Source organism: Flavobacterium sp. (assembly GCF_965277525.1).
Classification (GTDB): Bacteria; Bacteroidota; Bacteroidia; order Flavobacteriales; family Flavobacteriaceae; genus Flavobacterium.
The window spans coordinates 190,908-214,924 of sequence record NZ_CBDIDC010000011.1; the positions used below are offsets into that span (position 1 = coordinate 190,908).

Sequence of the window (24,017 nt, forward strand, 5' to 3'; positions counted from 1 at the left end):
AGATATTCTATTGGTCAATTAAATAGTATTTTTGTAAGAAGAAAACTTTCAAAAATAAGTATCAAACAACATTATTAAACCATAAAAATTATGAAAAAGCTATTTTTAATTTTACTGTTGCTATTGCAAATCCCTACAATCTTTGGAAACAACCAGACTCAAGATTCTTCATCAAAAAAAATTGTTGGAACCTGGTATAATGATGCAAACAGAAATACAAGATGGGTATTCACTGCAGATGGAAAAGTTTACAATTATGACAAAGATACTTTTAAGGTAATGTATCGATATACTATTTCACATAGTTGTGGAAATAATTCAGATGATACTATTGAATTTATAACTTTAATGAGTAAAGACGGAGATGAATTTTGTTTTAGAATAAATGCAATAAACGAGAATAAAAACGGCATTTTGTCTCTGACTAAAATGGATAATATGGAATCACTTGTATTCGTTAACAATTTGAATGTAATAATTGCAAGGTAGTATTTTTCAAAAGCTTAGATGTCTTTTCGAGATCAATAGAACGAAACACAATCAATATCAGTAAAGGAAATAGTTGTAGTGTATTGTATTAAATTAATTCCGCATTAAACTTTTATTAACAAAAACTAAATCCTCATTAGTTTATATTTGTAAGGCAAATTTAATTTTAGGTACTTAGGACTATGAAAATCAAGGCTTTTAAAATCTATACTTTTTTATTCTTAACTTTTTCAGTAGCAGGATATAGTCAAAACGTAAAATTGCTTAATATCGATCAGCTAAACGAGAGAATCAAAAAAGGAAAAGACAGCATTTATATAGTTAACTTTTGGGCGACATGGTGTGCGCCATGCATTAAAGAATTACCCCATTTTGAAAAACTGAGTGCTGATTATAAATCAGATAAACTAGCTGTATTATTAGTCAGTGTTGATTTTAAATCAAAATTAAATTCCGCCGTTATTCCTTTTGTAAAAAGGAAAAATATAAAAAGGCAGGTTTTTTTACTGAATGAAGATGATCCGCAAAAATATATTGACCGAATCGACAAAACCTGGTCAGGAAGTATCCCGGCAACCCTTTTTATCAAAGGCGATAAAAGAAAATTTATCGAATCTGAATTTACCTACGAACAATTATTAACTGAATATAAAAAATTATAAATCATGCAAAAGTTCATTACTACAATCACGGTACTAGTATTTAGTATCTTATTTGCTCAGGCACAAACAACAACGCTTAAAGCGGGACAAACTGCTCCGGAATTCAAGCTAAAAAATGTAGATGGTAAAGAAGTTTCTTTTGCCAGTTATCCAAAAGCGAAAGGTTTTATTGTTGTTTTTACATGTAATACCTGTCCTTATGCAGTGGCTTACGAGCAAAGAATAATTGAGCTGGATAAAAAATTCAAACCACAAGGATATCCTGTAATCGCGATTAACCCAAACGATCCTGAAGCTTCGAAAGCAGATGCTTACGATAAAATGCAGCAATTGGCAAAAGACAAAAAATACCCTTTCCCTTATTTATTCGATCAGGGGCAAGTGGTTACCGATCAGTACGGAGCGAAACATACACCACATCTTTTTATTGTTTCTAAAACAGCTAAAGGAAATATAGTAGAATATGTAGGAGCTATCGATAATGATCCGGAAGGAACTAAAACAGAGAAAACAAAATATGCTGAGGATGTGATTGCGGCATTAAAAAGCAGTCAGAAACCCGCTATAACTGAAACGAAAGAAATTGGTTGTACTGTAAAAAGAAAAGCAAAAGCTTAATTTGTATTCTCTTTTGATTATAAAAAATGCCTCAATATTTGAGGCATTTTTATGTTATAAACTTTTTAGCTTTTTCATGAAGACAGGAAAGACTTCATTCAATTCTTCAAAAAGCGGATTCTTGCGATGCTTTAATTTGACTTCGCTGAATAATTTTAATCCCAGTGCAAATTGAGTGGCTTCGTTAGGGTCTTCAAAAATATTTTTCTCTTTTATTTTTTCAATAATGCCAAATATTTCATCGTGATTATCGAATTGTATTCCCAGTTCTTTTGCGGGTTCAGTTTCGCCGTTGGCGTATTCTTTTAGACTTAGTGTCAGATAATATTTATTTGATTTTTTTTCCATTTGATTTTATATTATAATTATTTCAACCATTTCTCAACGATGGTTTTAAAGGTCTCTTTATACTGTTCACCAACAGTTATTTCGGTTTTATTCACGAAGATTGAATTCTTGCTGATAGCATTTATTTTTTCTAACGAAACAATAAAAGAACGATTGATTCGCATGAATTTTGTACTTGGTAATTTTTCTTCAAGGGCTTTTAGTGAGATCAAAGACATGACAGATTTTTGTGTATCCTCGAGATGAACTTTTACATAATCTTTTAGACTTTCTATATATAAAATATCTTTTAATGAAATTCTGACCCATTGATATTCGACCTTCAAAAAAATAAATTCATCATCTGCCGTTACAGAATGATAATGATTGGATGCTTCCTCAGACAATTGCAGTACTTTGTTAGCAGCACGCAAAAATTCTTCGTAGCTAAAAGGTTTTAAAAGATAATCGACCGCATTTACTTTATACCCTTCAATAGCATAATGGTTATAAGCGGTAGTAAAAATAATTTTAGGCAATGGGCCGGGCTGTTCCTGTAAAAGTCTTGCCAGTTCCATACCGGTTAAGTTGGGCATGTTGATATCTAAAAAAACAATATCCGGCTGTTGGTCGCGTATCAGGCTCATTGCTTCAACTGCATTATCGCAACTACAGGCCAATTCTAAGAAAGGAGTCTGTTCTATAAAAGTTTCCACAAGTCTTAATGCAAGTGGTTCATCATCTACTGCTATACATTTTAATACAATCATTGTTCTAAAGTTATTTGCAGATTTACTTTGTATTTCCCACTTTGGTCAATGCCGCAAGTCATAATATGCTGATTCGGATAGATTAAATGCAATCTGCGTTTTGTATTCGTTAATCCAATTCCGCCTTGATCTGTTGTTGCTGTTTTTTCAAAGAAAGTATTTTCAACTTCAAATTCAAGATGATTTCCGTTTTGTCTAAGTTTAATATGTATTTCGCTTTTGTCTGTAGCATGTACGCCGTGTTTAAAAGCATTTTCGACTAAAGGTAATAACAACATAGGAACAATTGGGTAGTCGTGTATTTTTTCCGGGATATCAGTTGTTATCGTCAATTTACTATTCGCACGAAGTTTCATCAAAGCTATAAAATCTTTCATAAAGTCTGCTTCTTTTAATAAAGTAGTTCTTTCGCCTTCTGTGCTGTAAAGTAAATAGCGCATCATACGGCTTAGGGTATGAAGGGCATTACGGGAATCTTCAATATTGGTATAAGTAAGTGAATAAATGCTATTGAGTGAGTTGAAGAAAAAATGAGGATTGATCTGCGCTTTTAGCATGGCAAGTTCTGCCATCGTCTTATCCTGTTCCAGTTTTTGCTTGTGTTGCGCCGCTTTCTGCCAATGTTGTAACATCGCCCAGCTGGTACTAATTCCCAAAACCAATAAACTTATGGTGAAAACATAATTGTCGAAATAATCATTTCTATATTTTTTAAAACCAAGAATTGCAGCCACTTTACTGCGCACATCAGTATTGTAATTGTAGAGATAGGCGATAAGCTGCATCGCAAAAATGATAAAAAGTGCCCATAATAAAAAAGGACTTATGTTATCTTTTATAATCGTTCTGGGAACTATTAGCTGAGCATTAGAATAAAAAATGACAATCATAAAAAACAGCACAATAGATTGCCATAACCAGAAGATTGTTGGCAGGACAATATTCCATGTTAATGGTATGTAAAACAATAGGGTAAACCCTAATAATAACCAGGCAAGTATATGTAATCCGGTGAAAATGTATGGTTTAAAAAAGGTTGGAGACATTTTATTTTTTGATTTTATGACAATATTACACTATATTTATAAAAGATATCAAACCAATCGCCCAAAATAGAATCAGAATCTTTAAAAACCATTTTAGAGCCGACGAGCCTATTTGAAAAAGCACAATCGCGACAGAACAACTTCTATCGGTTCTCATTAGATATCTATCGATTCTCTCTAGGCCTTCGTCTATTGAAAATTTTTTGTTTGTAATATTTTAGTTCTTTTGTTTCTATATAAATTGATAATTACACATTTTTCACAATGAATAAGCAATCCTTTTTAAGCATTCTCGCAGCAGCTATTATCATCGCATCGTGTGGTAATAAAAATGACAAATCGGCTCAGGCCGGAGGTGCACCACAAGTTAAAGAGTATAAAACGCTGACGCTGCAGCCACAATCAGCCACATTATATACAGAGTACCCTGCCAGTATCCAGGGGCAGCAAAATATCGAAATTCGCCCTAGGGTAGAAGGATACATCGATAAGATTTTTGTAGATGAAGGTGCGGTCGTAAAAGCCGGACAACCTTTATTTAAAATCAGTGCACCCGAATATGAGCAGGAAGTTCGCACGGCAACGGCAAGTATAAAAAGTGCGCAGGCAAATTTAAGCACAGCAAAATTAGCAGTAAACAAAGTGAAACCCCTTGTAGAAAAAGGAATCATTAGTAAATATGATCTTGAATCTGCACAATATACCTATGAATCTGCTGTGGCATCGCTTGCTCAGGCAAATGCCGCTTTAGTAAATGCAAAAGTTAACTTAGGCTACACGACAGTAGTAAGCCCGGTTAATGGTGTTGTAGGTTCAATCCCGTTTCGTTTAGGAAGTTTGGTAAGTTCTAACACAGCTGATCCGTTGACTACAGTTTCAAGTATTGGAAATGTTTTTGCCTATTTTGCTATGAATGAAAAAGTGCTTTTGGATTTTACAAAAAGTGCTACCGGAACTACATTAGAACAAAAAATAAGACAATTACCGGAAGTTCTGCTGGTACTGTCAGATGGTTCAACTTATCCTGAAAAAGGACGTATTGAAACCGTAAACGGATTAATCAATACAGAAACAGGTTCGGTAAACATCAGAGCCCGTTTCCCTAATCCAAAAGGGATTATCAGAAGCGGAAGCAGTACAACTGTAAAAATTCCGAAAGATATTAAAGACGGACTTTTGATTCCTCAGAGCGCTACATTTGAACTACAGGATAAGATGTTTGCAGTTACAGTAGGAAAAGATGGCAAAACGAAAAATGCTAATATTAAGGTATTAGAAAATACAGCCGGAAACTTTTATGTGGTAACAAGTGGCTTAAAAGCAGGAGATCAAATTGTACTGGAAGGAGTAGCAGCATTAAAAGAAGGAAGCGAAATTAAAACTCAAAATCAGAAACCGGAAACGGTTTATGGGGACTTAAAATAAGAAAAAAATGTTTAAAATATTTATACAAAGACCTGTACTTTCGACAGTAATATCAGTTATTATTGTTATTCTGGGTGTTTTAGGACTGATTGAGTTACCTATATCTCAATATCCGGATATTGCTCCTCCTACGGTAAACGTTGCAGCGAGTTATACAGGTGCCAATGCTGATGTTGTACTTAAAAGTATCGTAATTCCGCTTGAAGAGCAAATTAACGGGGTAGAGAACATGACCTACATGACTTCTACAGCGACCAATGACGGAAATGCATCTATAAAAATATTCTTTAAAGTAGGTACAAATCCCGATCTGGCAGCGGTAAACGTTCAGAACAGGGTTTCCAGAGCTACCAGTTTATTACCAGTAGAGGTAACTCAGGCAGGGGTAACCGTAACGAAGAGTCAGAGTAGTAACTTGTTGATTTTCTCTTTATACAGTGACGATCCGGCTTACGATCAGACTTTCCTTCAAAATTATGCAAAGATCAACCTTGTTCCTCAAATCCAGCGTGTGGTTGGGGTGGGAGATGTGACCGTTTTTGGTGCAAAAGATTACTCTATGAGAATCTGGCTGAAACCGGATATTATGCAACAATACAAATTGATTCCAAGTGATATATCGGCTGTTTTGGCAGAACAAAATATAGAAGCCGCACCAGGTAAATTTGGTGAGAACGGAAATCAGGCATTTCAATATGTAATTAAATATAAAGGGCGTTTAACCAGTGCTCAGGAATTTGAAGATATTGTCATCAAATCTGTTGGGAACGGACAAATGTTACGATTAAAAGATGTTGCCAAAGTTGAGCTAGGATCTCTAAGTTACTCTTCAACAATTAAGACAAACGGTGTAGAATCAGCAGCGATGGCCATTAGCCAGACTCCGGGATCAAATGCCCGTGATGTAATTAACAACTCAAAAGCACTTATTGAAGAAGCTGCAAAAGATTTTCCAAAAGGAGTAAAATATACTATTCTTGTGGATGTCAACGAAAACCTGGATGCCTCTATCGAAAAGGTAATTCATACTTTGGTTGAAGCTTTTATATTAGTTTTCATCGTAGTATTTATTTTCCTTCAGGATTTCAGATCGACGTTAATTCCGGCAATTGCCGTTCCGGTGGCGATTGTAGGTACCTTTTTCTTCCTGAACTTGTTTGGGTTTACGATCAACTTACTAACGCTTTTTGCAATGGTTCTGGCCATTGGTATTGTGGTCGATGATGCGATTGTCGTCGTCGAGGCAGTACACGCCAAACTGGATCATGGTTATAAATCGTCTAAGAAAGCGACAATTGATGCGATGGATGAAATTTCAGGTGCGATTATTTCGATCACACTGGTAATGTCTGCTGTATTTATTCCGGTTACTTTTATTAACGGATCTACCGGGGTTTTCTACAAGCAGTTTGGTATCACATTAGCCGTTGCGATTATTCTTTCGGCGATTAATGCCTTGACTTTAAGTCCGGCATTGTGTGCTTTACTTTTAAAACCGCATGCTGACGATCACAAACATAAAAGCTTTATTCAGAGATTTTATACTTCGTTTAACGTTGCATTTGATAATGTAACAGGCAGATACAAACGTTCGGTTCAATTTCTTTCGGTTAAAAAATGGATCGTATTAGCAGCTATTATCATTGCCGGTGCATCATTATTTTATATGATGAAAACCACACCATCAGCTTTCGTTCCTGCGGAAGATCAAGGGGTTGTTTTTGCCAACATTAGTTTACCACCATCAGCTTCTATGGAACGTTCTGATGTAATAGCCAAGAAAGTAGACAGTATTGCGCATACCATTCCGGGAGTTAAGAATACACTGCGTATTATTGGACAAAACTTTACGGCAGGTGCGGGAAGTGCCTACAGTATGGTAATTGTAAGACTGGAAACATGGGATAAACGTGATTTGAGTGTTAATGATGTTATTGGTCAGCTTTTTGCCAAAACAAGCGGTATTCGGGAAGCGAATATATTCTTCATTTCTCCACCAACCATCTCAGGATTTGGACAAAGTGGTGGATTCGAATTTCAATTGCAGGATAAAGGAGGTCACTCAACAGCAGATTTCTTTAAAGTAAATACCGAATTTTTAGAGAAGTTGTCAAAACGCCCTGAAATTCAATATGCAACAACGCCATTTAATCCCGGTTTTCCACAATATTTGATGGATATTAATCTGGCAAAAGCGAAAGATGCAGGAGTTTCAATCAATACAATTTTATCGACGATGCAGGGGTATTATGGTGGTTTGTATGCTTCGAATTTCAATAAATTCGGAAAACAATACCGTGTTATGATTCAGGCTTCACCGGAATTCCGTACGAATACAGAAGGACTGAACAAAATTTTTGTTAGAAACGTTGCCGGAAATATGGCTCCAATAACAGAATTTGTAAAAATGACCAGAGTTTTCGGGCCGGAATCTATTTCAAGATTTAACCTTTTCTCTTCTATTTCCATTACGGGAGCTCCAAACCCGGGATTTAGCTCGGGAGATGCTATTAAAGCCATTCAGGAAGTTGCCGCAGAAGAATTGCCGGCAGGTTATGGCTATGAATTCTCCGGATTAACGCGTGAAGAATTGGCTTCAGGAAGTGAAACGATATTTATCTTTATATTATGTCTGGTATTCGTGTATTTCTTATTAAGTGCACAATATGAGAGTTATATTTTGCCTTTCGCCGTATTATTATCGATTCCTTTTGGATTGGCAGGAGCCTATTTGTTCTCGATCATATTCAAGTTAAACAGTAATATTTATTTACAGATTTCCTTAATCATGCTGATCGGATTGCTGGCGAAGAATGGTATTTTGATTGTCGAATTTGCTTTGGAAAGAAGGCGAAAAGGAATGCCGATTGTACAATCAGCAGTTGAAGGTGCCGTAGCGCGTTTACGACCAATTTTGATGACTTCATTCGCTTTTATTTTAGGACTGGTTCCTTTGATGTTTGCTTCGGGAGCAGGAGCTGTTGGAAATAAATCAATTGGTACAGGAGCTGTTGGAGGTATGTTAATCGGAACTGTTTTAGGAGTATTTGTTATTCCGGTATTGTTTATCATTTTCCAAACGTTACAGGAAAAAATTAGTGGTCCGGCAAAAGAGGGATATGATGAAGGAGATGATGATGAGGAAGTACAACTAATCGAATCTCATAAAGAGTAATAATTTAATTAAGAAAAAATGACTCATAGTTCAAATAAATATATTCTAATGGTAGTCGCAGTCACACTTTTGAGTGGCTGTGTTGCCAAGAAATACGAACGTCCTTCGGCAATTTCGACGGATAAGTTGTATCGTGATCAGGCTTCTGCTGATTCGACTACGATTGCCAATATGCCCTGGCAGACTGTTTTTAAAGATCAAAAACTGAATGCTTTAATTCAAAAAGGATTAGACCAAAACATCAATTTAAAAAATGCGATAGAAAACATCGTTCAGGCACGTGCGACTTTGCGCCAGACCAAATTGGCGTATTATCCAAATTTGGAGTTTGATGCTAATGCAACGCGTAATAAGCAATCTAAAGCAGCATTAAATTTCCCGGCCGGAATTAATATCAATACACTAACGACGACTTATAAGTTAGGTCTGAGTACGTCTTGGGAAGCGGATATCTGGGGAAAATTAAGCAGTTCGAAAAGAGCCGCTTTAGCAACATATCTTTCTACAGATGCTGCTAAACAAGCGGTACAAACACAATTGATTTCTGATATTGCCAACAATTATTTTTTATTGTTAGCGTATGACAGACAATTAGAAATTACAAAAGCAACATTAGAAAGCCGGATCAAAAATGTTGAAGTTATCAAAGACCTAAAAGAAGGTGCAATAGTTACCGGAGCAGCAGTAGTGCAAAGTGAAGCCAATCAGCATGCAGCCGAAGTATTGATTCCGGACCTGAAAAGAAGTATTCGTGAGACTGAAAATGCTTTGAATATTTTATTAGGACAAGCTCCCGGACCAATTGAAAGAGGAACGCTGGGATCTCAGATAGTTCCTGAAAAGATCGACATAGGTTTGCCTGCTCAGTTGTTAGAGAATCGTCCTGATGTTCGCCAGGCTGAATTTGATTTCAGAACAGCTTTTGAGACCACTAATATGGCTAAAACTTATTTTTATCCAAGTTTGACACTTACTGCAAGTGGTGGTTTGTCGACTTTAGAATTGAAAAATTTCTTTGATCAGTCTATTTTTTATTCTATAATTGGAGGATTAACACAGCCTATTTTTAATCAGGGACTTAATAAAGCCAGATTGACAAACGCACAATCCAGACAAGTTCAGGCTTTTAATAATTTCCAACAAAGTCTTTTGGTTGCGGGTCAGGAAGTTTCAAATGCTATGTATGCGTATGAAATGGCAGTCGAGAAAGAAGATTCGAGAGCAAAACAAATTGATGCTTTAGAAAAAGCGGTTGATTATACACAACAACTTTTAGAATATAGTTCAGCTACTAATTATACAGATGTATTGACATCAGAACAAAATCTTTTGGCAGCTCAATTGAGCGGTGTAAACGATAATTTGCAGAAATTGCAAGCTGTTGTTGATTTGTACCGTGCTTTGGGTGGTGGATGGAAATAGGTTTCAGATTAATTGCTGTTGATTTTTAAATTGTTACAATGAAAACGCCTCATATTCTGAGGCGTTTTTTTTTATTGATAGGTTTTGTCGGTTAAGAAGTGCTATACGTCGATTGGTTTTGCCTTTCTGTATAATGAATGCGTAGAAAGGAAAACATTGGCACTACTTTCGCTCTGTTTCAAATCAATTAATACTTAATACCACAAAAAATGAAAAAATTAGGAATTGCACTAATGCTCCTGATGAGTGTTTTTGCCCACGCACAAGTTTCGATCAATGTTAATATTGGTACGCCTCCGAGTTGGGGACCACAAGGTTATGACGATAGCAGATATTATTACTTACCTGATATTGATACTTATTATGATATTACCCAGAAACAGTTTATCTATGACAATAATGGCAGATGGGTTCGTGAAAGCAGATTACCGGCACAATACAGACAATATGATCTTTATGGAGGCTATAAAGTAGTTTTAAATGATTACAGAGGAGATGCTCCTTATTCGTATCACAAAAAACACAGAGCCAGTTATCCAAAAGGATATCATGGTAAACCTCAACAAAACAGAGGAAACAGACCTGATAAAAATAATAAATATGAGGGTAAACAAAAGCCTCAAAATGGAAACGACAGAAAGGATAATTCAAATAAATCCAGAGGAAATAGCAATAAAGATAAAGATAAAGATCACGGACATGATGACCGTCACTAAATAAACATGACTAAATTTGAAGAGCGCCTCAGTAATGAGGCGTTTTTTTGTTTTAATATTAAATTATAGAAAGCAGTGTTATCAGGATGTGATGTAAATAATATTGTAAAAATGATAATTTAATCATTTATTAATCAGTTATTTAGTAATTTTTTGTACGAATTTTTATATTTTTATTTCATTGAGTTTTAATTATGGTTTGTATCTTTATTAGTATCAAAATTTGATTAGTTAAACTCATTATCTTATTACTGTATATAAAATAATTCACTTCTTAAAAATTTATATATCATGAACTCAGAAGAAAAATACCAACTGATTAAACAAATAGATGATTGTTTTCTTGCCCTTAACGGAACGCGTCTTCCTTGTCCTGAAACGGTTCAGGATCGCTATAAATGGCTACATGAAAAAGCAAATTATAGCATACTTGCAGTAGATAATAGTACGGATTCTTTTTTTATTTATGCCAATCAATATGCTTTGTCCTGTTTCAAATATACGTGGGATGAAATACTTTTAATTCCTTCAAGATTCAGTGCTGCAGCTGCTGACAGAGAGGCACGCGCACTATTATTCGAAAAGGTTAGTAAAAACAAGATTGTTTACAATTATTCAGGTCCCCGCGTTGATAAATATGGAAATAGTTTTACTATTAATGAAGCAATCGTTTGGGAATTACAAGACAAGGATAATAACGCTTGGGGGCAGGGAGCACTTTTTTGGACAATAGAAGAAATACAAAAAAGGCAATCGGACAATAATCTCTTTGAAAACAGTAAGATTTGGTTTACCAACTTTCCTTTGTAAACTTATTTTGAAGGTTCTTTTAGTTTTGATAGACTGTCAAAAATGCTGTTATAGTATTATTTGTGCGTTGTAAAAGGCAATAATTTAAAATCACATGAACAGCAACAAACTAATCATAGATACACTTAAAAGTTGGGGAGTTTCTCTTTATGCAGGTGTAATGGGTGGAGGAGTAATTCATTTTCTTAAAAATATTGATCCTTATACCGGTAATTCGTCTAATGAAATTGAGTTTTTAAATTTTGGAGAATACAATGCAGGTTTTGTTCCTTTGGGATATTATCTCGCCAGCGGAAAAATAGCGGCTGCAATTGCGACAACAGGAGCAGCTACAAAACTCATTAGTTGCGGATTAAGCGATGCTAAATTACATGATATTCCGGCTATTTATATTGTTCCTGTTTCCGGTATCAGCGCAGTTGGTTTTTCGCCGTTACAAGATTCTACACATCATGGCAGTAATATACTACTTCAACTAGAGGCAGAGTTACCGGGTTCTGTGTTTGTACTCAATAACCAATTAAGTTTAACAGAGAAACTGGCTCAGGCAAAAAATCAATTAGACCATTCGAAACCTGTTGTGCTTGTTCTGGATAATGAGCAATTGATGATCGCGCACGATGAAGTTCTTGAACCTGTACCTGAAGAAAAGAGCGATAATAAGGAAGAAATTGATCTGGAAAGCTTTCTTACCAGTTTCAGAAAAGAGATAAAAGGCAGACGTTTAGTGATTCTGGTTGGCGAAGAAATGGTGCGTTATGATGATGCCATTATGCTAACCTCTAAGATTTCAAGACAATTGCAGGCAGCAATGGTTTGGAGCATAAATGGTGCAAATGCTGTAGCTCGTGACAATCCTTATGGATACGGCTATATTTCCTTTGGAGGAAATGATCGCGCTTTATCACTTTTTAATTCATTAACAGAAACGGATGTTTTGCTTATTTTGGGAGCATGTCCGGATGAATACACCGTTAATTTTAATAAATTTTCGGCAGCAGCTACATTTTTCGTTGGTAATATCCCTGATGCATACGGATTAGTTGATAATAGTTTAGAACATTTTGCAGAAGGACGTTATTATCATTTTAAAGCTCCATTAGATATCTTATTAAAATCAATAATCGAATCCTCCATACAAAATCCGTTTCGTAATATTTCAGCCAAATTAGCACCACAAAATTTAAATGATAAACCTTTTCATAGTGCCCGCAAAAATTATGTAAATATGCCTGTTTTATACCAGGAACTGGATAAATGGTGGCCTGCTGATTCAATTGGTATCGATGATATTTGTCTGGCTTATAAAGACCGTCAATATGTGGTGCAGAGACCTAACAATAATATTAAGTTTTACTCGCTGTATCGTGGTTCGGCTATGGGCGGAGCTTTTGGAGCAGCGGTTGGAGCAAAATTAGCAAGTCCCGAAAAAGATGTATTTTTATTTACGGGAGATGGTTGTTTTCGTTTGTTTTCCGGTACAATGGCAGAAGTGAGTGATCTTGGGCTTGTGGTGTTTTTATTCAATAATGAAACATTAGGAATTGTAGAGCAGGGATTGGGTAAAATTATGCCTCATGTCGCAAAAGCACATTATCATGCAAAACTTAAATCGATTGATTATTGTGGAGTTGCAAGAGCCCATGGCTGGGATGCCAAATATCTGAATCCCGATTTGAATAATTTAGCTACTTTGCTGGATAGATTAAGTATTAAAAATAAAGCATCAAAATCTTTACTGATCGAAGTTCCTGTTGATGCTATGCAATTGTTAGGTAGTAATCCCAGGCTTAAAAATTTATAAAATAGCCTGAAATGAATTCATAAAAAAATAGCAGTTGATCCAACAAATAGTGGATTTTTTTTTACAGAAGAAGAAAAACTGAGAAAAATCATTGGTAATTCATTAAAAAAGATTTAGCACAAAAAGACATAGATGTAAGAATGAAATAAGTATCGTTATGGTAACTCATGATTTTTTCGCATAGATTGATGAGATTTTATTTTTACTCAAAATATTTTTTTAAGTAGTCTGTGTGCTAAAAATAATTCTCGAGACATTTTAGGCTGCTAATGCTGTAAAAACGGGCAAAAGGATGAGGTATTTTACAGCCTGTTTTTACAACGATTTTGCTGTTTTTGAGTAAAATCGTATAAAATGTTTATGTAGTCAGAAACATAAACAACTGCTTAAAAAAGAAACAATAATGTAAATCTATTTTAATTTTTTAAGGGCAGATAAAAGAGGTCTAACTTACCAGCTTCCTTTTAAACCTTCTTTTAAGGCTACATTGTATTTTTCTAAATCAAAACGATATAGATCCGGTGCTTTATGGGCGCCACCTTTTCTGGATTCATCGAGTTTAGTGAGAATATCATATCTCAAAATCTTTCGGTAAAAATTGCCGCGATTGAGTTTTTTTCCTAAAATTATCTCATACAATCTTTGAAGTTCCGGCATTGTAAATTTCTCAGGAAGAAGATTATATCCAATCGGGTGATTGTTTAATTGTTCCCGAAGAGTGAGTAATGCTTTATCCAGAATAGTCCTGTGATCCATCATAAAGGGAGGTAAATCTTCGATAGATTGCCATTCACAAGCCGAAGAATATTCATCAATATCCAGATTCACGTTATTGTGTTCAGCCAGAGCGTAATAACCTATAGAAACAAAGCGTTGTTTGTTCCATAAACTGTCATCGTATGCTTCAAATGCGCTTTCAGAACGTTTCAAATTACCAAAAGTATAAAACTGCTGTAAGTAGACATTTTCAGTTCCCGTTCTGTCTTTCAGGATTCGGATTGCCGCATCATCCACATTTTCCTCTTTTTTTACATAGCCCCCCGGAAGTCCCCAGGAATCCTGATCCTTCATTTTCAAAGTTAAGACCTGTAGTACAGTTTCATGAAAGCTAAAAATTACACAATCAATAGAAAGTGTAGGAATGTATTTTTTCCATGACTCTTCAGATTGTTTTTCAAGTATCTTTTTGAATTCCATTTTATTCATTTGTTTTCAAATTTAATCTTTTTGATGCGTATAAGTCAAATCTGTTCAATTTTTTCTGACATTTTTTTCCAGTAATAAAAAAAATAATACTTCTCGACTTTTGGGATTTTAAGCCTTTTTCTATTTTGAATCAAGTTGCTACTGAAACCATTTTTCTCAATAATTCCGATACTTTACGCAAACGTGATAGTATTTTTTGCGCTAATTTTTGACTTCTTACTGATATTTATCATTTGTTGGTTTTATGAAATTTACAGGCTGATAATAATGCGATTATGAAAATATTTTGCTGAATTATTTGTTGATATGAGAAATTGTAATTAATATTGCTTCATAATGAAGCAATGAAAATTTGCGATAACTGAACTAACATACCACTTATGAAAAAAATCCTAATCTCAGCAATCTGTATAGCTATTTTTCCCACTTTGGAAGCCTATTCTCAAGACGAAAAAAAGCAGCAAAAAGCAACAGATTCAATTAAACCGATTACTAAAATTGTAGAGACCGACACTAAAGAAGAAAAAAATAGAAATGTAATGCTTAACGCAGCGAATAACTCAGGTCCCCGTGACGTAAATATTGGTTTGCCATCAACAGTTGGCGGAATCACCATTCAGGAGAATGATTTGCCTGTCGTGTATTATTTTTGGCCTGAATTGCCCAACAGAACCTGGAGACAAAGCAAAAGTTTAGGGCGTACCGGTTTGCTTAAAATTGGAGAAGCTGCCATAACCACAGGAGATTTAGGTTTTGCAGTAAACTCATATACCAAACTGGGAACTGATAAATTAGAAGTTGTGGGTAACTTTTCCGGTTCGAGTTTCGGATGGATGAAAGGAGATCTTAATGTTTCCGGACCATTGTCAAAAGGCTGGTCATATACCATGGGCGCTTATGCCAATTTCGACCCGAACTCTTTCGATTTAAAATTTGCCAAATACTCAGACCGAACTCAAATTTACAGAGCCGGACTGACTAAGAAATTCAATAACGGAAAAGGACAAATTAGCTTTACATACAAATATGCCAACTCGGCTTCTTTAACCAATTATGCTGTTTTCAGATATAAAGAAGGTGGAAAAGTGGAGGAATATAACGACTTTAAAATTGGACGTGATTCGTATATAGTCAATGACGGAATCATGAAATTCAAAGATATTCTTACGGGAGAAACCAAGTTTGCCGATATGGGCGGAAGTGATGCCGCTACAACCTCGCATACCTTTGATATCCTGGGAAATTATGATTTGGAGAATGATTGGAAATTTACTTTTTCAACTCGTTTTCATACCGCCAAAGCTTCACAGTTAATAGCGATTCCACTGAGTATTTTTCAGGGAACTGCAGCAGACAATTTTACGTACGAAGCTACAGGTCAGCCTTATGTAGGAAATGTAAATTCGATGTTGGGATTATACACAGACGGAACACCAACAACAACGGTTTTGTCCCGATTTGAAATCAAAAAGAACATCGAGAAACACAAATGGAGATTTGGGTTATTAGAATATTACTATAATGTCGATCAGTTTACCTCAAGTCGTTCGTTCTTTAATCAAACCGTAAGTGCAAATCCGGATAAATTAGTTCGTAATACTCCCGGAGGAACGTCAAACACAGATGCTGACGGATTTTACAATTACAATGTGGGTGGCGAATACCATAACGGTTTCGAAAACAAATTATCGGGATATTTCTCTGATAACTGGACCGTTTCGGATCGTTTGAGTTTGGCTTATGGTATCAATTTAAGATACCACAAACTAAAAGGAGATTATTACCAGACACCAAGAACACCCAATTTGGTATTTGACCCAAGTCAGAAATCGTACTTTGATAACAACTGGTTTCATTTAGGAGGTTCAATCAATGCCGTTTATAAAGTAACCAAAAGTGCCGGAATTTTGGCTGATTTCACTTATACAGAAAAAAATGGTCAATTAGAAAGTTATTCAGGATCTGTTGCACCAAATCTAACGAAAACAAAAAGTCCATTAGCGGCTTTTGGTTTGTATTACAATCAGGATAAATTCAGTGTGGTTTCTCAGGCAACCTATCTGACAAGAAATAATTATCAGGCAAGATTAAACCTGGTAAATCCTGCCAATGCAAGTCAGTCAGAAGTAGCAACTGTTTTCTACGATATTCAGACTTTAGGCTGGACGACAGATATTGTGGCAACTCCGTTTAAAGGATTCAACCTTCACTATTTGATTACGTTCCAGGATCCGGTATATAAAAATTATGATTTCTCTGCTTTTGGAAATAACTATTCGTATAACGATAAAAACGTTTTGGAAATTTCTAAAGTACTGATGGAAATTGATCCAAGTTATACGTACAAAGATTTCAAGGTATGGGCCAGTTTCCGTTATTTCAGTAAACAATATGCAAACCTTACCAATGCGTTGTTCTTTGCTCCAAGATGGGAAACATTTGGTGGGGTCAATTACAAAATCAACGATCATTTTGATATTGGTTTAACAGCAGTAAACTTCTTAAACCAAACGGGTGCCAAAGGTGCGATCAGCGGAGCAGAATTAATTACAGATGCTTCAGCTTATTACGATCAGCTTTTGGTAGGATCTTATATCCGTCCGTTTACGTTAGAGGCTTCGCTTAATTTCAGATTTTAAATTTTATGTAATATGAAAAGAATTATTATCACAGCCGGTTTTGCTTTTTTGATAAGCGTTACGCTGCAAGCCCAACAAGAAAATTTTACGATTGTAAAAAATAATAAAGGCGCAGATTTGGGATATTCTCCTGAATCGGGCATTAAAATTTTAACGGTTAACGGAAAGAAATTTAAAGATTTAAATAAAAACGGAAAGCTGGATAAGTACGAAGACTGGCGCCTTTCAGCAGACGAAAGAGCCAAAGATTTAGCTTCAAAAATGACCGTAGATCAAATTGCAGGATTGATGTTGTACAGCCGTCACCAGTCTTTACCGGCAGGAGTTGCCGGGTATAATGCAGGAACTTATAACGGGAAAATTTTTCCGGAAAGCAATGCCAAAGCATATGACTTAACAGATCAGCAAAAAGCTTTTTTGAAAGAAGATAATCTTCGTCATGTTTTGATCACTAATGTAGAAAGTCCGGAAGTAGCTGCTTTATGGAACAATCAAATGCAGGCGTTTGTAGAAGGAATTGGTTTAGGAATTCCGAGCAATACCAGTACAGATCCACGTCATAATGCAACTGTTACAGCAGAGTTTAATGCAGGAGCGGGAGGGAAAATCTCAATGTGGCCGGATGGATTAGGGATGGCAGCTACTTTTGATCCAAAGATTGTCGAACAGTTTGGTCAAATTGCAGCAAAAGAATACAGAGCTTTAGGAATTGCAACTGCTCTATCGCCTCAAATCGATTTAGGATCAGAGCCAAGATGGTACAGGATTTCAATGACTTTTGGCGAAAGCCCCGCTTTGACCACAGACATGGCACGTGCTTATATCGACGGTTTTCAGACTTCTTACGGAAAAGATGAAATCAAAGACGGTTGGGGATACAAAAGCGTGAATGCCATGGTAAAACACTGGCCAAGCGGTGGAGCAGAAGAAGGTGGTCGTGACGGACATTGGGCTTACGGAAAATTTGCTGTCTACCCGGGAAATAATTTACAGCAGCATATAGATCCATTCATCAATGGGGCTTTCAAATTAAAAGGAAAAACAGGCAAAGCTTCGGCAGTAATGCCATATTACACCATTACTTTTGATCAGGATAAAAAATACAAGGAGAATGTAGCCAATGGTTACAGTAAATATATCATTACCGATTTATTAAGAGACAAATACGGCTATGATGGTGTGGTTTGTACTGATTGGTTAGTAACTGGAGACGAAGGAAAAACACCTAATCTTTTTGCCGGAAAACCATGGGGAGTGGAGCATCTTTCGATTGCAGAAAGACATTATAAAGCGATTGTTGCCGGAGTAGATCAGTTTGGTGGTAATAACGACAAGAAGCCAGTTCTGGAAGCCTACCAAATGGGAATAAAAGAATTTGGTGAACCTTTTATGAGAGCACGTTTCGAAAGATCTGCCGTTCGTTTACTGAAAAACATTTTCAGGGTGGGACTTTTTGAAAATCCATATTTGAATGTAGCCGAAACCAAAGCTATTGTTGGAAATCCTGAGTTTATGAAAGCTGGTTACGATGCACAATTAAAATCAGTTGTATTGTTGAAAAATAAAGCTTCTGTTCTTCCATTAAAAGAAAAGAAAACGGTTTTTATTCCGAAGATTTATACCGCTTCAACCAAAGACTGGTGGGGTGTTCCGAGCCAGCCAAAATTAGAATATCCGGTAAATCTCGATCTGGTAAAGAAATATTACAATGTAACCGAAGATCCCACAAAAGCTGATTTTGCGATTGTTTTTGTAACGAGCCCGCAAAGTTTAGAAGGTGGTTATGACTTAAACGACAGAAAAAGTGGCAGCAATGGTTATGTCCCTATTTCATTGCAATATAGAACATACACCGCAACAGAAGCCAGAGCCAAAAGTATTGCTGCCGGAGATCAGGTGATCGATCCAACGATTACAGACAGAACTTATAAAAACAAAACGGTTACAGTAGCCAACACCATGGATTTGAGAACGATCCTGGACACCAAAGACATGATGAACGGAAAACCGGTTATTGTTTCGGTTACAGCTTCTAAACCAATGATTTTTAATGAATTTGAAAGTAAAGTTGACGGAATTGTCTTAAATTTCGGTGTTGCTACACAAGCAGTTTTAGATATTATTTCGGGAAAGACAGAACCTTCAGGATTATTACCGGTTCAGATGCCAGCCAATATGGAAACGGTAGAAAAACAATTGGAAGATGTTCCTTTTGATATGGTTTCGCACAAAGACAGCGAAGGAAATGTTTACGATTTCGCTTACGGATTGAACTGGACAGGGGTTATAAAAGATGCCAGAACGCAGACTTATAAGAAGCAATAGTCTTAATCTCGCTTAAGATATAAAACCCGATAATATTTGTCAGACTGAGCGGAGTCGAAGTCCCGCAAAGTTTTAAACACAAAGAAACTCCGCAATACTGTCATTCCGACGAAGGAGGAATCTCCGGTGCAAGATCGACAAAGATTGACACTTTTGATTGTGCAGTTACTTGTGGAGATTCTTCCTTCGTAGGAAAGACAAAATGGAGAAAAGACAAATTGAGAAAAAAATAAAGACATATTAATGATACCACAAATAACATGAAAAATAAAATCACATTCCTATTTGCTTTCATGATGCTTACAGGCACAACGATAAAAGCTCAGGAAACCATAAAATTATATGCCGGGAAAGCACCGGGATCTGAAAACTGGACCCAAAAAGAGGCCCAAATGTACTCTGATCTTTTTAAGACTGAAGTAGTTTACAATGTTACAGATCCTTCATTATTGGTGTATCAGGTTCCAAAAGGAGTGAAGAACACCGGAACGGCAATCATAATCGCCCCGGGCGGAGGTTTCCAGAGTTTGTCCATCAACAGAGAAGGAAAAGAACTGGCTGAGATCCTGAGCCAAAAAGGGATCACGGCTTTTGTTTTGAAATACCGTCTGAACAAAACTGAAACCAATGATCCGGCAAGAGAAATGATGGAGAAATTGAAAGACAGGGCCACTTTCGAAAAAAATTCTTTGGGCACTATAAAATTAGCGGCACAAGATGGGAAAACAGCTTTAAAATATGTTCGTGATAATGCTTCAAAATACGGAATAGATACTAAAAAAGTGGGTGTTATCGGGTTTTCGGCAGGCAGTACTGTAGCAATGGAAACCGTTTTGGATAATGCAGCAGATCAATTACCAGATTTTGTAGCCAATATTTACGGAGGTCCAAGACCGGAACTTCTCACTGTAGCAACTCCGGAGAAAAAGATCCCAATGTTTTTATGTGCAGCCAGCGACGATCAGTTAAAACTGGCTCCAAGAAGTATCCAGATGTATAATAAATGGCTGGAAGCCGGACAATCTGTAGAATTACACATGTACTCAAAAGGCGGACATGGTTTTGGGACTGGAAAACAAAATCTACCTGTAGATTCATGGGAAGTCCGTTTTGAAGAATGGCTGACATTACAAGGATTTCTAAACTAAAAGAGACTATTTTAAACTATCTATATTATGAAGCAAACAATTATAAAAACTGCGAGAGTATCACTTTTGACCGCTTTAGTGCTTTCGAATGTATCCTGGAATACCATTCCAAATGACGAAACGAATCCGCCAGTTCTAACCATTAAAGGTTTTACTTTTAAAGATTTGAACAGAAACGGAAAATTAGATACTTGGGAAGATACGCGTCTTACTGTCGATCAAAGAATTGATGCGATCATCAAACAAATGACCAATGCAGAAAAGGCTGAACTGCTTATCGGAACCGGAATGCCGGGAATCGAAGTGCTCACCGGTCCTGTAGGCGATTCTAAACAAGGTTTGGTTCCGGGGGCTGCGGGTGGAACTGCTGCTTTTGAAAGATTCGGGATTCCTGCTACTGTTGTGGCTGATGGTCCTGCGGGTTTAAGAATTGCACCAACAAGAGAAAATGACTCGAAAACCTATTATGCCACAGCATTTCCGGTAGGAACAGCTTTAGCATCAACCTGGAATAAAGCACTTTTAGAAGCCGTTGGAAAAGCAATGGGAAATGAAGTTAAAGAATATGGTGTGGATGTTTTATTAGCACCGGCTTTAAATATTCAAAGAAATCCTTTGAACGGCAGAAACTTCGAATATTACTCTGAAGATCCGTTGATTTCAGGAAAAACGGCAGCTGCAATCGTAAACGGAATTCAGTCGCAGGGTGTGGGAACTTCTATCAAACACTTTGCTGTCAATAATGAAGAAACCAATCGTTTGACAATCAATGCACACGTTTCTGAAAGAGCGATTAGAGAAATCTATTTAAAAGGTTTTGAAATCACAGTAAAAGAATCGCAACCCTGGACCGTAATGTCATCTTATAACAAACTGAATGGTGAATATACTTCTGCCAGAAAAGATTTACTGACTCAGGTTTTAAGAAATGAATGGGGTTTTAAAGGAATTGTAATGACGGACTGGTTTGGAGGTTTTCCGGGTTTTGAATCAATACAAAAAGGTTCAAGCTCTGATGTAGTACAACAAATGATTGCCGGAAATGATCTTTTGATGCCGGGAATTCCGGTTCAGAAAAAAGCATTGTTAGAAGCTTTAAACTCCGGTAAATTATCTCAAAAAGTAGCCAATACAAACGCCAGAAGAATTTTAGAATATATCTTTCGTACTCCCACTTTTGCCAAATACAAATACAGTGACAAACCCAACCTTACTAAAAATGCCGAAGTAACCAGAAACGCTGCAGCAGAAGGAATGGTTTTACTTAAAAATGACAATAATGCATTGCCATTTGCCGATAAACAAAAAGAAGTTTCCCTGTTTGGTGTTACCTCTTATGCCTGGATTACCGGTGGAACAGGAAGTGGAAGTGTAAACAATAAACATACTGTTTCTCTTTTAGAAGGTCTGAGTGCAGCAGGTTATAAATTAGATAAAGAATTGGTTGATCTGTACAAACCGCACGCTGAAAAAGAAGTGGTGGCTGAAAAAGAAAGAAGAAAAGCAAGAGGAATTTTAGCTTTGCCGGAAAGACTTCCTGAAATGAAAATGGATGATGCTTTTATTGCTAAAAAAGCAGCAAGCTCTGAAATAGCCTTTGTGACTTTAGGAAGAAATTCAGGAGAAGGCGGGGACAGAGTGGTTAATAATGACTTTAATGTAGCCAATGAAGAAATCGAAATGCTGGATAAAATTTCAAAAGCTTTTCACGCAAAAGGAAAAAAAGTAGTCGTTATTTTAAATATTGGCGGTGTAATTGAAACAGCCTCATGGAAAGATAAAGTAGATGCTATTTTATTAGCATGGCAGCCAGGTCAGGAAGGCGGACATTCTGTTGCAGATGTAGTTTCAGGAAAAATAAATCCATCCGGAAAACTGACGATGACTTTCCCAGTGAAATATGCAGATACACCTTCGGCAAAAAACTTCCCTGGATTTCCTGCTGATAACCCTAAAGAAGTAACATACGAAGAAGGCGTTTATGTTGGCTACCGTTATTACAATACGTTTAATGTAAAACCATCTTATGAATTTGGTTTTGGAAGTTCGTATACCACTTTTGATTATACAGATGTAAAATTGAGCTCACCGATTTTCAATACTACATTGACAGTTTCTGTAACAGTAAAAAATACAGGAAAAACTGCTGGAAAAGAAGTAGTAGAATTATACCTTTCTGCACCATCAAAATTGATTGATAAGCCAAAAGAAGAATTGAAAGCTTTTGGTAAAACCAAAGAATTAAAGCCAGGCGAAAGTGAAACGTTAAAACTGACTTTATCCCCAAAGGATCTGGCTTCATTTTTAGAAAACAAAAGCGCCTGGATTGCCGAAGCCGGAAACTATAAAGTTTTGGTTGGCGCATCGTCTTTAGACATCAAAAAAACAGCAGAATTTTCAGTAGCAAAAGAAATTACGGTCGAAAAAGTAAAGAAAGCTTTTGAATTAGATTCAAAGTTTACAGAGCTTAAACCGTAAGTTTTAGTTAATCGTTGTTAGTAAAAAAGCCTTCTAACGGATGTTTGGAAGGCTTTTTTTATGCTCTGTCTTTTTTGGGAATTCTAAATTAAGGACCTCAGCGTATCTAAAAATGCTTTTACCGTTTTCTTTTCATACGCTTCTTTGATCGATATGACCATAGCAGTTCGTATCATGTTTTTTCCATCAATTGGAATACTGTAAATACCTTTTTCATTCTTAATAGTAGTCTGTGTAAGAATGGTATACCAGTTTCCGCTTCGAACAAGTTCTAAAAGTGTTGGAATGTCATTGATTTCAATGGCAATTTTAGGGTAGAGCCCTTTTTTAATAAAAGCATCATTAATAAATTGAGCAGTGTTATATCCTTTGGCAGGAAGAGCAAGAGGCAGCTCGCTTATTTCCTGTAATGATATAGAAACCCTGTTTTTTAAATCAGATTGGGTTGATGTTACGAGAGTCATAGGAGACGTAAAAAGAGCCTCATATTTAAAAAGATTTTCCGTAATAATCTCTTCAAATGTCAGTATAACATCTAATTCAAAGTGATTTAGTTTTTCAAGCAATTCTTTAGAAGTTCCAAAAACAATTTCGAATTGAATTTTAGGATATTGAGGAGCAAATTCAATCAGTGTCCGGGTGACGATATCTCGTAACGCGTAAGTGACCCCAATCGAAATTTTTCCGGTATTCAGATTGTTTAAATCTTTTAATAGCTGAAGACCATCATTAGCCTTGTTAATACTTTGCAAAGCATAAATAGAAAATAATTGTCCTGCTTCTGTTAGTGTAATTCGCTTGCCTATTCTGTTAAAAAGAGGGATTTTTAGTTCTTCCTCGAGTTGCTTAATTTGTTGCGATAAAGTACTCTGGCTAATATGTAAACTGTTAGCGGCTTCTGTAAAATTGAGTAATTCTTTGGCTTTAAGGAAATATCTGAGCTGTCTGAGTTCCATT

The 24,017-nt window shown here is 36.2% G+C and carries 18 protein-coding genes; 13 read left to right on the forward strand and 5 right to left on the reverse strand.

The features are described 5' to 3' along the window. Nucleotides 1-90 precede the first annotated feature (90 nt). The 3 genes from ACQY44_RS21745 to ACQY44_RS21755 all read left to right on the forward strand — a co-directional run bounded on the left by ACQY44_RS21745 (nucleotide 91) and on the right by ACQY44_RS21755 (nucleotide 1,769). Nucleotides 91-489 carry a hypothetical protein gene (locus ACQY44_RS21745; protein ID WP_428232370.1) on the forward strand — a complete coding sequence of 133 codons (399 nt, stop codon included), beginning with the start codon at nucleotides 91-93 and terminating at the stop codon, nucleotides 487-489. A 182-nt stretch (nucleotides 490-671) separates the two neighbouring features. After that, complete coding sequence (locus ACQY44_RS21750; protein WP_428232371.1) at nucleotides 672-1,151, forward strand: TlpA disulfide reductase family protein; 480 nt, start codon at nucleotides 672-674, stop codon at nucleotides 1,149-1,151. A gap of 3 nt (nucleotides 1,152-1,154) precedes the next feature. After that, nucleotides 1,155-1,769 carry a thioredoxin family protein gene (locus tag ACQY44_RS21755; protein WP_428232372.1) on the forward strand — a complete coding sequence of 205 codons (615 nt, stop codon included), beginning with the start codon at nucleotides 1,155-1,157 and terminating at the stop codon, nucleotides 1,767-1,769. 54 nt (nucleotides 1,770-1,823) lie between these two features. On the opposite strand, the gene ACQY44_RS21760 is transcribed toward ACQY44_RS21755, so the two are convergent. Genes ACQY44_RS21760 through ACQY44_RS21770 form a run of 3 tightly spaced genes read right to left on the reverse strand, consistent with a single transcriptional unit; the run spans nucleotide 1,824 to nucleotide 3,912 of the window. Further along, nucleotides 1,824-2,117, reverse strand: coding sequence for a DUF3861 domain-containing protein (locus ACQY44_RS21760; protein WP_428232373.1), 294 nt, complete (start codon nucleotides 2,115-2,117; stop codon nucleotides 1,824-1,826). Nucleotides 2,118-2,134: 17 nt separating this feature from the next. Beyond that, on the reverse strand, nucleotides 2,135-2,866 hold the full coding sequence (locus tag ACQY44_RS21765; RefSeq protein ID WP_428232374.1) for a LytR/AlgR family response regulator transcription factor: 732 nt from the start codon (nucleotides 2,864-2,866) through the stop codon (nucleotides 2,135-2,137). Beyond that, on the reverse strand, nucleotides 2,863-3,912 hold the full coding sequence (locus tag ACQY44_RS21770) for a sensor histidine kinase (RefSeq protein WP_428232375.1): 1,050 nt from the start codon (nucleotides 3,910-3,912) through the stop codon (nucleotides 2,863-2,865). Before ACQY44_RS21770 ends, ACQY44_RS21765 begins: the two co-directional genes overlap by 4 nt. A 264-nt stretch (nucleotides 3,913-4,176) precedes the next feature. Between ACQY44_RS21770 and ACQY44_RS21775 the strand changes: the two genes are divergently transcribed. From ACQY44_RS21775 to ACQY44_RS21800, 6 genes are all read left to right on the forward strand, one after another. Continuing rightward, nucleotides 4,177-5,337 carry an efflux RND transporter periplasmic adaptor subunit gene (locus ACQY44_RS21775; RefSeq protein ID WP_428232376.1) on the forward strand — a complete coding sequence of 387 codons (1,161 nt, stop codon included), beginning with the start codon at nucleotides 4,177-4,179 and terminating at the stop codon, nucleotides 5,335-5,337. Nucleotides 5,338-5,344: 7 nt separating this feature from the next. Continuing rightward, on the forward strand, nucleotides 5,345-8,512 hold the full coding sequence (locus tag ACQY44_RS21780; RefSeq protein ID WP_428232377.1) for an efflux RND transporter permease subunit: 3,168 nt from the start codon (nucleotides 5,345-5,347) through the stop codon (nucleotides 8,510-8,512). A gap of 18 nt (nucleotides 8,513-8,530) precedes the next feature. Beyond that, nucleotides 8,531-9,934 carry an efflux transporter outer membrane subunit gene (locus tag ACQY44_RS21785; RefSeq protein ID WP_428232378.1) on the forward strand — a complete coding sequence of 468 codons (1,404 nt, stop codon included), beginning with the start codon at nucleotides 8,531-8,533 and terminating at the stop codon, nucleotides 9,932-9,934. A 209-nt stretch (nucleotides 9,935-10,143) separates the two neighbouring features. Further along, nucleotides 10,144-10,650, forward strand: coding sequence for a hypothetical protein (locus ACQY44_RS21790; protein WP_428232379.1), 507 nt, complete (start codon nucleotides 10,144-10,146; stop codon nucleotides 10,648-10,650). A 291-nt stretch (nucleotides 10,651-10,941) separates the two neighbouring features. After that, nucleotides 10,942-11,460, forward strand: a complete 519-nt coding sequence (locus ACQY44_RS21795) for an MEKHLA domain-containing protein (RefSeq protein WP_428232380.1) — start codon at nucleotides 10,942-10,944, stop codon at nucleotides 11,458-11,460. Between the two features lie 94 nt (nucleotides 11,461-11,554). Beyond that, nucleotides 11,555-13,264, forward strand: coding sequence for a thiamine pyrophosphate-dependent enzyme (locus ACQY44_RS21800; protein ID WP_428232381.1), 1,710 nt, complete (start codon nucleotides 11,555-11,557; stop codon nucleotides 13,262-13,264). Between the two features lie 450 nt (nucleotides 13,265-13,714). On the opposite strand, the gene ACQY44_RS21805 is transcribed toward ACQY44_RS21800, so the two are convergent. After that, the gene (locus tag ACQY44_RS21805) at nucleotides 13,715-14,461 is read right to left on the reverse strand and encodes an NUDIX hydrolase (protein ID WP_428232813.1); all 747 of its coding nucleotides are present in this window, start codon (nucleotides 14,459-14,461) and stop codon (nucleotides 13,715-13,717) included. Nucleotides 14,462-14,850: 389 nt separating this feature from the next. Here ACQY44_RS21805 and ACQY44_RS21810 point away from each other — a divergent pair, with 389 nt between their 5' ends. The 4 genes from ACQY44_RS21810 to ACQY44_RS21825 all read left to right on the forward strand — a co-directional run bounded on the left by ACQY44_RS21810 (nucleotide 14,851) and on the right by ACQY44_RS21825 (nucleotide 23,060). Then, nucleotides 14,851-17,109 carry a TonB-dependent receptor gene (locus ACQY44_RS21810; RefSeq protein ID WP_428232382.1) on the forward strand — a complete coding sequence of 753 codons (2,259 nt, stop codon included), beginning with the start codon at nucleotides 14,851-14,853 and terminating at the stop codon, nucleotides 17,107-17,109. 12 nt (nucleotides 17,110-17,121) lie between these two features. Further along, on the forward strand, nucleotides 17,122-19,434 hold the full coding sequence (locus ACQY44_RS21815; protein WP_428232383.1) for a glycoside hydrolase family 3 N-terminal domain-containing protein: 2,313 nt from the start codon (nucleotides 17,122-17,124) through the stop codon (nucleotides 19,432-19,434). A gap of 260 nt (nucleotides 19,435-19,694) precedes the next feature. Then, on the forward strand, nucleotides 19,695-20,582 hold the full coding sequence (locus tag ACQY44_RS21820) for an alpha/beta hydrolase (protein WP_428232384.1): 888 nt from the start codon (nucleotides 19,695-19,697) through the stop codon (nucleotides 20,580-20,582). A gap of 27 nt (nucleotides 20,583-20,609) precedes the next feature. Then, nucleotides 20,610-23,060: a glycoside hydrolase family 3 C-terminal domain-containing protein gene (locus ACQY44_RS21825; RefSeq protein ID WP_428232385.1), complete on the forward strand. Its 2,451-nt coding sequence runs from the start codon at nucleotides 20,610-20,612 to the stop codon at nucleotides 23,058-23,060. A gap of 83 nt (nucleotides 23,061-23,143) precedes the next feature. Here the strand turns inward: ACQY44_RS21825 and ACQY44_RS21830 are convergent, their stop codons facing one another. After that, nucleotides 23,144-24,016 carry a LysR substrate-binding domain-containing protein gene (locus ACQY44_RS21830; RefSeq protein WP_428232386.1) on the reverse strand — a complete coding sequence of 291 codons (873 nt, stop codon included), beginning with the start codon at nucleotides 24,014-24,016 and terminating at the stop codon, nucleotides 23,144-23,146. Between the last annotated feature and the right edge of the window lies 1 nt (nucleotide 24,017).

What these genes read in the sequence shown, in the direction of transcription:
- ACQY44_RS21750 (WP_428232371.1), top strand. Translation starts at nt 672, where the DNA reads ATGAAAATCAAGGCTTTTAAAATCTATACTTTTTTATTCTTAACTTTT.
- ACQY44_RS21820 (WP_428232384.1), top strand. Translation starts at nt 19,695, where the DNA reads ATGAAAAATAAAATCACATTCCTATTTGCTTTCATGATGCTTACAGGC.
- ACQY44_RS21770 (WP_428232375.1), bottom strand. Translation starts at nt 3,912, where the DNA reads ATGTCTCCAACCTTTTTTAAACCATACATTTTCACCGGATTACATATA.
- ACQY44_RS21755 (WP_428232372.1), top strand. Translation starts at nt 1,155, where the DNA reads ATGCAAAAGTTCATTACTACAATCACGGTACTAGTATTTAGTATCTTA.
- ACQY44_RS21765 (WP_428232374.1), bottom strand. Translation starts at nt 2,866, where the DNA reads ATGATTGTATTAAAATGTATAGCAGTAGATGATGAACCACTTGCATTA.
- ACQY44_RS21825 (WP_428232385.1), top strand. Translation starts at nt 20,610, where the DNA reads ATGAAGCAAACAATTATAAAAACTGCGAGAGTATCACTTTTGACCGCT.
- ACQY44_RS21790 (WP_428232379.1), top strand. Translation starts at nt 10,144, where the DNA reads ATGAAAAAATTAGGAATTGCACTAATGCTCCTGATGAGTGTTTTTGCC.
- ACQY44_RS21745 (WP_428232370.1), top strand. Translation starts at nt 91, where the DNA reads ATGAAAAAGCTATTTTTAATTTTACTGTTGCTATTGCAAATCCCTACA.
- ACQY44_RS21810 (WP_428232382.1), top strand. Translation starts at nt 14,851, where the DNA reads ATGAAAAAAATCCTAATCTCAGCAATCTGTATAGCTATTTTTCCCACT.
- ACQY44_RS21815 (WP_428232383.1), top strand. Translation starts at nt 17,122, where the DNA reads ATGAAAAGAATTATTATCACAGCCGGTTTTGCTTTTTTGATAAGCGTT.
- ACQY44_RS21830 (WP_428232386.1), bottom strand. Translation starts at nt 24,016, where the DNA reads ATGGAACTCAGACAGCTCAGATATTTCCTTAAAGCCAAAGAATTACTC.
- ACQY44_RS21780 (WP_428232377.1), top strand. Translation starts at nt 5,345, where the DNA reads ATGTTTAAAATATTTATACAAAGACCTGTACTTTCGACAGTAATATCA.
- ACQY44_RS21800 (WP_428232381.1), top strand. Translation starts at nt 11,555, where the DNA reads ATGAACAGCAACAAACTAATCATAGATACACTTAAAAGTTGGGGAGTT.
- ACQY44_RS21760 (WP_428232373.1), bottom strand. Translation starts at nt 2,117, where the DNA reads ATGGAAAAAAAATCAAATAAATATTATCTGACACTAAGTCTAAAAGAA.
- ACQY44_RS21775 (WP_428232376.1), top strand. Translation starts at nt 4,177, where the DNA reads ATGAATAAGCAATCCTTTTTAAGCATTCTCGCAGCAGCTATTATCATC.
- ACQY44_RS21785 (WP_428232378.1), top strand. Translation starts at nt 8,531, where the DNA reads ATGACTCATAGTTCAAATAAATATATTCTAATGGTAGTCGCAGTCACA.
- ACQY44_RS21805 (WP_428232813.1), bottom strand. Translation starts at nt 14,461, where the DNA reads ATGGAATTCAAAAAGATACTTGAAAAACAATCTGAAGAGTCATGGAAA.
- ACQY44_RS21795 (WP_428232380.1), top strand. Translation starts at nt 10,942, where the DNA reads ATGAACTCAGAAGAAAAATACCAACTGATTAAACAAATAGATGATTGT.